The organism is Mycobacterium terramassiliense (assembly GCF_900157385.1).
Taxonomy (GTDB): Bacteria; Actinomycetota; Actinomycetes; order Mycobacteriales; family Mycobacteriaceae; genus Mycobacterium; species Mycobacterium terramassiliense.
Genome location: NZ_LT717698.1, coordinates 422,617 through 432,351 on the forward strand (window position 1 = coordinate 422,617; position 9,735 = coordinate 432,351).

The 9,735-nt window shown below is 71.3% G+C and carries 11 protein-coding genes; 5 read left to right on the forward strand and 6 right to left on the reverse strand.

The window, feature by feature from the left end; all coding sequences use genetic code 11:
- Nucleotides 1-67: 67 nt before the first annotated feature.
- Entirely contained in the window at nt 68-1,408 is a 1,341-nt protein-coding gene (locus MTAB308_RS04000) for a lipase family protein (RefSeq protein WP_077098087.1), read from the forward strand.
- 25 nt (nt 1,409-1,433) lie between these two features.
- On the opposite strand, the gene MTAB308_RS04005 is transcribed toward MTAB308_RS04000, so the two are convergent.
- The 3 genes from MTAB308_RS04005 to bioB are packed head-to-tail and all read right to left on the reverse strand — an operon-like array spanning nt 1,434 to nt 3,385.
- The gene (locus MTAB308_RS04005; RefSeq protein WP_077098089.1) at nt 1,434-2,093 is read right to left on the reverse strand and encodes a DUF2567 domain-containing protein; all 660 of its coding nucleotides are present in this window, start codon (nt 2,091-2,093) and stop codon (nt 1,434-1,436) included.
- Entirely contained in the window at nt 2,090-2,317 is a 228-nt protein-coding gene (gene bsaP / locus MTAB308_RS04010; protein ID WP_066911064.1) for a biotin synthase auxiliary protein BsaP, read from the reverse strand. The genes MTAB308_RS04005 and bsaP overlap by 4 nt, the downstream gene beginning before the upstream one ends.
- Nucleotides 2,318-2,344: 27 nt before the next feature.
- Nucleotides 2,345-3,385: a biotin synthase BioB gene (bioB, locus tag MTAB308_RS04015; RefSeq protein ID WP_077098091.1), complete on the reverse strand. Its 1,041-nt coding sequence runs from the start codon at nt 3,383-3,385 to the stop codon at nt 2,345-2,347.
- A 132-nt stretch (nt 3,386-3,517) separates the two neighbouring features.
- Here bioB and MTAB308_RS04020 point away from each other — a divergent pair, with 132 nt between their 5' ends.
- The 4 genes from MTAB308_RS04020 to MTAB308_RS04035 all read left to right on the forward strand — a co-directional run bounded on the left by MTAB308_RS04020 (nt 3,518) and on the right by MTAB308_RS04035 (nt 7,351).
- Complete coding sequence (locus MTAB308_RS04020; RefSeq protein ID WP_077098092.1) at nt 3,518-3,712, forward strand: hypothetical protein; 195 nt, start codon at nt 3,518-3,520, stop codon at nt 3,710-3,712.
- Nucleotides 3,713-3,790: 78 nt separating this feature from the next.
- Entirely contained in the window at nt 3,791-5,629 is a 1,839-nt protein-coding gene (locus tag MTAB308_RS04025) for a hypothetical protein (RefSeq protein ID WP_077098094.1), read from the forward strand.
- 4 nt (nt 5,630-5,633) lie between these two features.
- Nucleotides 5,634-5,990 carry a hypothetical protein gene (locus MTAB308_RS04030; RefSeq protein WP_077098096.1) on the forward strand — a complete coding sequence of 119 codons (357 nt, stop codon included), beginning with the start codon at nt 5,634-5,636 and terminating at the stop codon, nt 5,988-5,990.
- Nucleotides 5,987-7,351, forward strand: a complete 1,365-nt coding sequence (locus tag MTAB308_RS04035) for a hypothetical protein (RefSeq protein WP_077098098.1) — start codon at nt 5,987-5,989, stop codon at nt 7,349-7,351. The genes MTAB308_RS04030 and MTAB308_RS04035 overlap by 4 nt, the downstream gene beginning before the upstream one ends.
- Before the next feature lie 135 nt (nt 7,352-7,486).
- Here MTAB308_RS04035 and MTAB308_RS04040 read toward each other — a convergent pair whose 3' ends face one another.
- The 3 genes from MTAB308_RS04040 to MTAB308_RS04050 form a co-directional block, all read right to left on the reverse strand.
- Nucleotides 7,487-7,996 (reverse strand): 2'-5' RNA ligase family protein, encoded by a 510-nt coding sequence (locus MTAB308_RS04040; protein WP_077098100.1) that lies wholly within the window; start codon nt 7,994-7,996, stop codon nt 7,487-7,489.
- Nucleotides 7,996-8,676, reverse strand: coding sequence for a dethiobiotin synthase (gene bioD, locus MTAB308_RS04045; protein WP_077098102.1), 681 nt, complete (start codon nt 8,674-8,676; stop codon nt 7,996-7,998). The genes MTAB308_RS04040 and bioD overlap by 1 nt, the downstream gene beginning before the upstream one ends.
- Nucleotides 8,673-9,735: 8-amino-7-oxononanoate synthase (locus MTAB308_RS04050; RefSeq protein ID WP_077098104.1), on the reverse strand; the 1,063-nt coding region annotated here is incomplete at its 5' end. The genes MTAB308_RS04050 and bioD, both read right to left, overlap by 4 nt.

A 9,735-nucleotide genomic window follows, 5' to 3' on the forward strand; every position in this document is an offset into this window, starting at 1 on the left:
GGCGATTACGGTTTGGCCACCACCCGTTCATGGGCGAGAATGCCGGTGGCCAAGAAGGGACCGACGAATGGTTGAGCTCGGCAATCTGGCGGGGACGCACGGCGCACAGTGGATCGCCAAGCCGCCGCACGAGGAACTGCGGCGCAAGGTGCGGCCACTGCTGCCCTCGGACGACCCGTTCTACCAGCCCCCGCCCGGCTTCCAGCACGCCGAGCCCGGCACGGTGCTGCGCTCGCGCGACGTCGAGCTGGCGTTTCTGGGCCTGATCCCGCAGCCCGTCACGGCCGTGCAGCTGCTCTACCGGACGATGGACATGAACGGCCAGCCCGAGGCGACCGTGACCACCGTGATCGTCCCGGCGAAGCTGGCTCCGGGGCAGACCTGCCCGTTGCTGTCCTATCAGTGCGCGATCGACGCGATGACGTCGCGCTGCTTCCCGTCCTATGCGCTGCGGCGCCGCGCGAAGGCCCTCGGGTCGTTGAGCCAGCTGGAGTTCCTGCTGATCAACGCCGCCGTCGCCGAGGGCTGGGCCGTTTCGGTCCCCGACCACGAAGGCATCCACGGTTCGTGGGGGGCGCCGTATGAGCCCGGCTACCGCGTCCTGGACGGCGTCCGGGCCGCGCTGAGTTTCGAGCGTCTCGCATTGTCGCCGTCGGCCCCCATCGGGCTGTGGGGATACTCCGGCGGCGGCCTGGCCAGCGCCTGGGCCGCCGAGGTGTGTGCCGACTACGCGCCGGACCTGGACATCGTCGGGGCCGTGCTCGGGTCCCCGGTCGGCGACCTCGGCCACACGTTCCGCAGGCTCAACGGCGGCTTCCTGGCCGGCCTGCCCGCGTTGGTGGTGGCCGCGCTCGCCCACCTCTACCCCGACCTGGAGCGCGTCATCACCGAACACACCAACGAGGAGGGGCGCGCCCTGCTGGACTCGCTGGAGAAGATGACCACCGTGGAAGCGGTGCTGCGCATGGCCGGCAAGAACATGGGCGACTACCTGGACGAGCCGCTGGAAGACATCCTGTCGACGCCGGAGATCATGCACGTGTTCGAGAGCATCAAGCTGGGCGCGGCGGTGCCGACGCCCCCGGTGCTGATCGTGCAGGCCGTGCACGACTACCTGATCGACGTGCACGACATCGACGCGCTCGCCGACGCCTACTCGGCCGGCGGCGCCCGGGTCACCTACCACCGGGACGCGTTCAACGAACACCTGTGCCTGCACCCGCTGTCGGCCCCGATGACGCTGCGCTGGCTCACCGACCGCTTCGACGGCCGGCCGCTGACCGAGCACCTGATCAGGACGACGTGGCCGACGATGTTCAACCCGATGACCTACGTCGGCATGGCGCGGCTGGTCAAGATCGCGGCCAAGGTCATCACCGGCCGCAAGGTGCCGCACCGCCCGCTGTAAAAAGCGGTTTTCGCTTTCGCGTCCGCTAGGAGACGGCGGCTTCCGGGGCCTCCGGCTCCATCGGCAGCGCGGTACCCGGCCGGGCGGCCACGGGCAGCCCGCCCAGGTCGTCGCGGGCGTCGGCGGCCGCCATCAGGGCATACACCAGCCCGGCAAGGCCGGCGGGCCACAACAGGGTCACCGCGACCTGCAGCGCATTCTGTGCGAAGAACACCGGCGGCGCCTCGGTGACGTAAGCCACCGACGGGCTTCCCGACAGCGGCACCGCGTCGAAGTTCACCGCGCCGTAGCGCAACCGGACCAGCAACACGCCCGTCGCCGCCGCCACCGCGGCGGCGGCCACCATGCCCAGCGACAGCGCCAGCACCATCGCGGGACCGCGACGCTCGCGCCACTGCCACGCCAGCACCGTGCCCACCACCGCCAGCACGGTCAACAGGCCCAGCATCAGGCAGGGCGCGTTGAAGAAGTGCTCGGATTCGGCCCCCAGATAGTCATGCACCCGTTCGCCCGCGCGGGTGATCGCCACGACGGCGCGGATCGGCGGGGCGATCCACGCCCACAGCGCGCCCAGCACCACGCCGGTCGCCGTCACTGCCAGCGCCGCGACGACGATTCCCCGCCTCCGCGCCGCGCGGGCAACGCCCGTCGGCTCGGAGGTCTCGGGGCCGGCCGGCTGGGTCACCGCTGCGCCTCCAGGTCCGCGGAGTCGACCTGCCCGTGCCGCGAGCACTGGGCGCGCCAGCCGTCGGGCCGGACCTGGACGATCATGCGGCGTCCGCATTCGGCGCAGAACCGGGGCGGCTCGAGGCCCAACTGCGCGGCCGTCGGCACGGCCGTGCCGCCGAATTCCCCGGTATAGACGTTGTACACGCCGGCGCTGACCGGAGCGCCCAGATCGCGAACCACAGTCTCCCAGTCTCTTACAAAGTGGCTTTACAAACTGGCATTGAGCGCCTTGATCGGCATCTGCAAGTCGTCGAGCAGCTCGAGGTCCGCCTCGGCGGGGCGACCGAGCGTGGTCAGGTAGTTCCCGACGATGACGGCGTTGATGCCACCCAGGATGCCCTGCTTGGCGCCGAGGTCGCCCAGGGTGATCTCGCGGCCCCCGGCGAAGCGCAGCATGGTGCGCGGCAGGGCCAGGCGGAAGGCGGCCACCGATTTCAGCGCCTCGGCGACGGGCATGACCTCCAGATCGCCGAACGGGGTGCCCGGCCGCGGGTTGAGAAAGTTCAGCGGCACCTCGTCGGGCCCGAGTTCGGCCAGGTCGGCGGCGAACTCCGCGCGTTGTTCCAGGGTCTCGCCCATGCCGAGGATGCCGCCGCAACACACTTCCATGCCGGCGTCACGCACCATCGACAGCGTCTGCCAGCGCTCCTCCCAGGTGTGGGTGGTCACGACGTTGGTGAAGAACGAGCGGGCGGTTTCGAGGTTGTGGTTGTAGCGATGCACCCCCATCGCCGAGAGCTGCTCCACCTGCTCTGCCGTCAGCATCCCCAGCGAGCAGGCGATGTTGATCTCCACCTCGTTGCGGATGGCCTCGATGCCGGCCGCGACCTGCGCCATCAACCGCTCGTCGGGCCCGCGCACCGCGGCCACGATGCAGAACTCGGTGGCGCCGGACTTGGCGGTCTGTTTGGCCGCCTCGACCAGGCTGGGGATGTCCAGCCGCGCGCTGCGCACCGGCGACGAGAACAGCCCCGACTGCGAGCAGAAGTGGCAGTCCTCCGGGCACCCGCCGGTCTTCAGGCTGATGATGCCCTCGACCTCGACCTCGGGCCCGCACCAGCGCATGCGCACCTCGTGGGCCAGCGCCAGCAGGTCATCGAGCCGCTCGTCGGGCAGCTGCAGCACCTGAAGCACCTGGTCCCGGCCGAGTCCCTCGCCGCGCTCCAGCACCTGCCGGCGGGCCACCGCCAGAATGTCGTCGTTCGCGCCGCCGGCGTCGGTCGTCGGCCGAGTTGCCGCTTGAGTCACCAGGTACTCCCCTGCATCCTTTTTCGTGCGCGCGCAGCCGCACCCGCCATGGCTGGCGGCCTGAAATAAATTCGGTGTTCAAAGTAGGGTAACGGCCGCAGAAGACGGGGGCCGCCGGGGTATGCCTGGATCATGACCGTTTGGGAGACCGCGCCGCAGGTCGAATACGTGGCCCACCACATGCTGCTGCTGGCCATCCCGGCGTTCTTGCCGGCGGTGCTCGTCGTCGCGGTGATCCTGTACGTCGCGCTGAAAGACCGGCGCAACGGCCGCAAATCCCAGCAGGCCGCCCCGCGCGGCGACGACGCCGATCAAAAGGGTGATTGACGGGCCTTCGATCGGGGCATTCCGGTTCCTGCGAGTTGGATCACACCTTGAGGCCGGGCGTGTTAGGAGGGTTTGACGATGAAATCGGCGGATCTGACTTTTGTTGCCGAGGCGCCGGCGCGCGGCGCGGGTCTGAACCAGGTGATCGGCCTGTCGATCGCCGCCGTGGTGATCGCCGCGGTGATGCTCTGGGTCGGGCATGCCCATCGCACTCATCGCATCGAGTGGCTGACCCGGATCGCGGACAAGATGGGCGAGAAGTTCCACCGTCCCAACTGGGTGGCCCTGCCGGTTCTGGTGTTCACCACGTCGATCATCTGCGCGCTGTTCGGCTTCATCTGGGATGTCAGCTGGCACATCGGTAACGGCCGCGACCCCGGTCCCCTGGCCAACCCGGCGCACTACTTCATCATCATCGGCCTGTTCGGGATCTTCGTCGGGGGCATGTTGGCCGTCGTGCTGCCGTTCGACAGGCCCGGACCGGCGGCGGTGCGCATCACGAGCAATTGGTATGCGCCCGTCGGCGGCGTGCTGATGGCCGGCTGCGGGCTCTACGCGATGATCGGGTTCCCGCTCGACGACATCTGGCACCGGATCTTCGGGCAAGATGTAACACTCTGGGGCCCAACGCATTTGATGATGATCGGCGGCGCCTGCTTTTCCCTGTTCGCGGTGCTGATGCTGGAACGCGAGGGCGAGGCGGATGCGGGCGAGCAGCTCGCACACGGCGTGTTCATCACGTTCCTGCGCTACCTGTCCTTCGGGGGAATGTTCATCGGCCTGTCCGTCTATCAGATCGAATTCGACTTCGGCGTCCCGCAATTCCGGCTGGTGTTCCAGCCGATGTTGATCGCCGCGGCGGCCGCGCTGGCGGCGGTGGCCGCCCGCTTCACGATGGGACGGGGAGCCGCGATCATCGCGGCGGTGTTCGCCATCGCGCTGCGCGGCCTGGTCGCGCTGCTGGTCGGGCCGATCCTGGGAGCGCCGATCAACTGGTTCCCGCTGTACCTGGGCCCCGCGCTGGTCGTCGAGCTGGTGGCGTTGACCCCATTGCTGAAGCGCCCCATCGCCTTTGGCGCCGTCTCCGGGCTGGCCGTCGCGACCGTCGGCCTGTGGCTGGAGTCGCTGTGGATCGGGGCGGTGTACCACTACCCGTGGCCGACCAGGATGTGGGGCGAGGCGCTGGCGATGGCGGTGCCGGTGGCGGTGCTGACCGGCGTCTGCGGGGCGCTGTTCGGCCTGGTGCTGACGGGGCAGCGCCTCCCCGGCCGCAAGATCGGTATCGCGGCCGTGGCGCTGACCGTGCTGGTGACCGGCGGCGCGGTGGCCAACGGGTTGCACATCCTCGTGCCGCGACAGAACACCGCCACCGTCAACTTGACGGACCTGCCCAGCCCGCCCGGGCAGCGCATGGTGTCGGCCGATGTGCAGTTGACGCCGCCGTTCGTCAGCGACAACCCGGACTGGCTGACCATCCTGTCCTGGCAGGGCCGGATGCAGAACAACCGCGGTCTGATGATCGACCGGCTCGCCAAGGTGGGACCCGGGCACTACCGGTCCACCCAGCCGGTCCCGGTGTGGGGGGAATGGAAGACGCTGCTGCGGGTGCAGGACGGCCGCACGATGACGGCCGTGCCCATCTGGGAGCCGGCCGACGACGCCATCCCGGCGCCCGAGGTCCCCGCGCTGGCGTCGAGCACGCGCCCGTTCGTCCTGGAGGTCACGATCCTGCAGCGCGAACGCGACCAGGGCGCGCCGACCTGGTTGTTCACCGCCGGCGGGATCGTGGTGCTGATCCTGACGCTGATGGTGATCTCCGCCCTGACGTGGGGTGCGGGTCGGCTCGGCTACGCCGAGGGCGCACCGGAGCCGGTCGAGGAGAAGCAGCCCGTGCCCGGCGCTCCCCGAGCGGCCTGACTCGATGGCGGTCCGGAGCGCCCTCGTCTGGGCGGCGGCGCTGACGTGGGCCCTGGTGGCCTGCGGTGGTTCAGCAAACCAGCCCCCCGGCGCCGCCCCCGTCGTCGACGTCACCATCGCCAAGGGGCAGGTCACCCCGACCAACGCCACCCTGCTCGCCAGGGTGCACCAGCAGATCACCATCCGGGTGACCAGCGACACCGCCGACGAGTTGCACGTGCACTCCACCCCCGACCACAAGTTCCAGGTCGCGGCCGCGCCCAACCAGACCTTTCAGTTCAGCGTCGACGTGCCCGGCAACGTCGAGGTCGAGCTGCATCACCTGGATCGCACGATCGCGACCATCCAAGTCCAGCCGTGAGCGACCGCGGCGCGACGGTGGTGCTCGCGCACGGTCTGGGCGGCTCCGGCGACCTCCCGGTGCCCTACCTGTACGCGATGGTCGGCGCGGCATGGGCGTTGACGTTCACGTTCGCGCTGGTCGCGTTCGCCTGGCGGCGGCCGCGGTTTGACCCGCGCAAGCCCGGTCGCCCGGTGCCGGCGGCACTGGCGTCTTTCGTCGACGCCCGCGCCACCCGCTGGACGGCCGCCGCGCTGGCGCTGCTGTTCGCGGCGTGGGTGGTGGCGGCCGGGGTGTGTGGCCCGCAAACGGACTCCAACGCCCTGCTCGGCGCGTTCTACGTGCTGCTGTGGGTCGGGCTGGTGGCGCTGTCGCTGGCGTTCGGGCCGGTCTGGCGGGTGCTCTCCCCGATGCGCACGGTGTACGCGCTGCTGCGCCGCGCCGCGCCGCAGAGCCTGGGACGCTCGCGGTGGTCCTATCCCGAGGGCTGGGGATACCGGCCCGCCGCGCTGGGCCTGTTCGCGTTCGTGTGGTTGGAGCTGGCCAGCCCCAACTCGGCGTCGCTGCCGCTGGTCGAGGCGTGGCTGCTGGGCTACGCCGTGCTCATGCTGGGTGGCGCGTGGCTGTGCGGGCCACGCTGGTTGGCGCGGGCCGACCCGTTCGGGGTGTACAGCATGGCGGTGTCGCGCCTGTGCCCGTTTCGCCGCAACCCGGACTCCGGCCGGATCGTCGTGGGCAATCCGCTCGACCACCTGCCGTCGCTGCCCGTGCGCCCGGGCGTCGTGGTGCTGCTGGCGGTGCTGCTCGGGTCGACGGCCTTCGACAGTTTCTCGTCGTCACCGACGTGGCGCGGTTTCGCCGACGGGATAGCCCGTGGCTTCGGCCGGTCGCCGACGCTGTCTTCTGCGGTGTTGCGCACCGCGGGGCTGATCGTGTTCATTTCCGTTGTGGCGCTGACGTTCTCGCTGGCCGCGCGCGCCACCGGCGGCGTCGATCGCGAGCAGCGCCGCGCCCTGCCCGGCCAGATGGCGCATTCGCTGATCCCGATCGTGGTGGGCTACATCTTCGCGCACTACCTGAGCTATCTCGTCGAACGCGGGCAGCAGGCGGTCTTCGCGCTGGCCGACCCGCTCGGTCGCGGCTGGAACCCGTTGGGGCTGGCGCACTTTCACGTCGCCTACGTGCTGTCCAGCCATCCCCCGGTGCTGGCCGGCATCAAGGTGGCGTGCGTGGTCACCGGGCACATCCTCGCGGTGATCGCCGCCCACGACAAGGCGCTTCGGCTGCTGCCGGCCGGGCATCAGCTGACCGGGCAGCTCACCATGATGCTGGTGATGGTCGGCTACACCTTCACCGGTTTGTACCTGCTGTTCGGCGGCTAGAGCGTGCGCCGGTCGCACCGCGCCGGGCTGAGTGTGAATCCTGGGCGTTCGGTGTGAGCCCACGGCGGCAAAATCGCCCGGATCCCGCCCGGGACTCACACCCAAAGCCCAGCAATCACACGCAAACACCTGACCTCAGCCGAGCACAAACTCGGCCTTGTTCTTGCCGTCCCAGCGGCGCAGGCCGGCGAAGCGGCCGTCGATCTGCGCCGGCCGACCCGCGATGCGCAGCGCCCGGCCCAGTTGGGGGCCGCCGACGCGGCGGGCCAGCGTGACGTGCGCGGTCCATTGATCGGGCAGGCTGTTGGGCATCGGGCCGGGCGACAGATGCGGACGGCACAGCCGGTGCACCTCGGCATGCAGGGCCAACAGCTCGCCCGTCGGCACCACGAGCCGCGCGAACACGACGTTCGCCCGCCCGAACAGCACCGGGGCGCCGATCGTGGCGGTCAGCGGCAGACGCCGGGCAACCGCGGCCAACGGCGTGTCGACGTCGGGGTCGATGCGTTCGGCGACGGCCAGGGTGACGTGCGGCCGGCTGGCCGGGGCCTGGCTGGGGATGCCGGCGCCGGCCAGGTCGGCCCAGATGTGGCGGATGGCCGCCTCGGTGTCGGGGTCGAAGACCAGCTCGATCGAATGGACCATCAGCCGACCAGCGCGGTGACCCAGTCGCGGTCGAACGCCGCGGCGCTCATGGCCGCGAACTCGGCGGCGCCCAGCGATCCGGCACCGGCGGGCAGCGCCGCCCGCACCGGCGCCAGCTGCCCCAGCGCGGCCCGATTCGACGTTTCCACCAGGCCCGGCCGCGCCGGCCAGCTGCCGATCACCAGCCCGGCGCACGAAACCCGATGCGCGGCAAGCGCTTCCAGTGTCAGCGCGGTGTGGTTGAGGGTGCCCAGCTCCGCGGTGACGGCGACGAGCGCGGCGGCGCCCAGGTCGACGGCCAGGTCGCGCAGCGTGACGCTAGGGTCGGCGAGTTCGACCAGCAACCCGCCGGCGCCCTCCACCAGCGTCAGCCGCCCCGGCCGGTCCAGGTCCCCGACGAGGCGCAGGACCTGGTCACCCGTGGGCAACGGGGCTCCCGCCTGCTCGGCGGCCGCCGCCGGGGCCAGCGGCAGCGGGTACCGCGCCAGCCCGGCGAGCTCGCCGGCCCCAGACAGCCGCGCCACCTCGGCCAAATCGTCGTCGCCGCAATCGGTCCCGGTCTGGACCGGTTTGCACACCGCCACGTCGATGCCCGCCTGGCGGGCGTGGCACGCCAGCGCCGCGGTGACGACCGTCTTGCCGACCCCCGTGCCGGTACCGGTGACGACCAGGACGGTCAACGGCGCGCCACGGCAAGCACGTCGGTCAGCACGCGGTGCGCGAACTCCAGGTCGGCGGCGTCCAGCGACGCGCGCGCGGACAGGCGCAGTCGCGACGTTCCGGCGGGCACGGTCGGCGGCCGGAAGCAGCCCACGCGCACGCCGGCGTCCAGGCAGGCGGTGGCCGCGGCCAGCGCAACTTCCGGATCGCCCAGGATCACCGACACCACCGCCGACGCCGGCTCGTCGGGCACGCCGCAGACCTCGGCCAGGAACCGCGCATGCGTCAGCACGGCTTGCGGGCGCCATGGCTCGGCTTGCAGGACGCGCAGCGCGGCCAGCGCGGCGCCCACCGCCGCCGGGGCCAGGCCGGTGTCGAAGATGAACGGCCGCGCCGCGTCGATCAGGTGCGCGCGCACCTGCGCCGGCCCCAGGACCGCTCCGCCCTGACTGCCCAGCGCCTTGGACAGCGTCGTGGTCATCACGACGTCGGGCGCGCCCGCCAGCCCGAGCTCATGCAGCAGGCCGCGGCCGCCGCCGCGCACGCCGAGGCCGTGCGCCTCGTCGACGATGAGCAGCGCGCCGTGGCGGCGGCACACCGCGTGCAGCTCGCGCACCGGGGCCAGCGCGCCGTCGGCGCTGAACACCGAGTCGGTGATGACGACGGCGCGTTCCTCGTCGCGGGCGCCCAGTGCCGCGTCGACGGCGTCCACGTCGCGGTGCGGCGCCACCACCACGCGGGCGCGCGACAGCCGGCACGCATCGACCAGCGATGCGTGCGACAGGGCGTCGGACACCAGGAGCGAACCGGGGCCCGACAGCCCGACGACGGCACCCAGGTTGGCGGTGTATCCCGACGAGAACAGCAGGCCGGATGCGGCCCCGACGAACTCGGCGAGCTCCGTCTCGAATTCCTGGTGCAGTTCGGTGTCGCCGGTGACCAGGCGCGAGCCGGTGGCGCCGGCGCCCCAGATGCGCAGCGCCGCGACGCCCCCCTCGATCACGTCGGGGTGTTGCGACAGGCCGAGGTAGTCGTTGGACGCCAGGTCGAGCTCGGTGGCGACGGCCGGCCGCGGCCGC

Excerpts from the sequence above, each read along its gene's own strand:
- MTAB308_RS04040 (WP_077098100.1), bottom strand. The coding sequence starts at position 7,996 with ATGGTCCATTCGATCGAGCTGGTCTTCGACCCCGACACCGAGGCGGCC.
- MTAB308_RS04025 (WP_077098094.1), top strand. The coding sequence starts at position 3,791 with ATGAAATCGGCGGATCTGACTTTTGTTGCCGAGGCGCCGGCGCGCGGC.
- MTAB308_RS04030 (WP_077098096.1), top strand. The coding sequence starts at position 5,634 with ATGGCGGTCCGGAGCGCCCTCGTCTGGGCGGCGGCGCTGACGTGGGCC.
- MTAB308_RS04020 (WP_077098092.1), top strand. The coding sequence starts at position 3,518 with ATGACCGTTTGGGAGACCGCGCCGCAGGTCGAATACGTGGCCCACCAC.
- MTAB308_RS04000 (WP_077098087.1), top strand. The coding sequence starts at position 68 with ATGGTTGAGCTCGGCAATCTGGCGGGGACGCACGGCGCACAGTGGATC.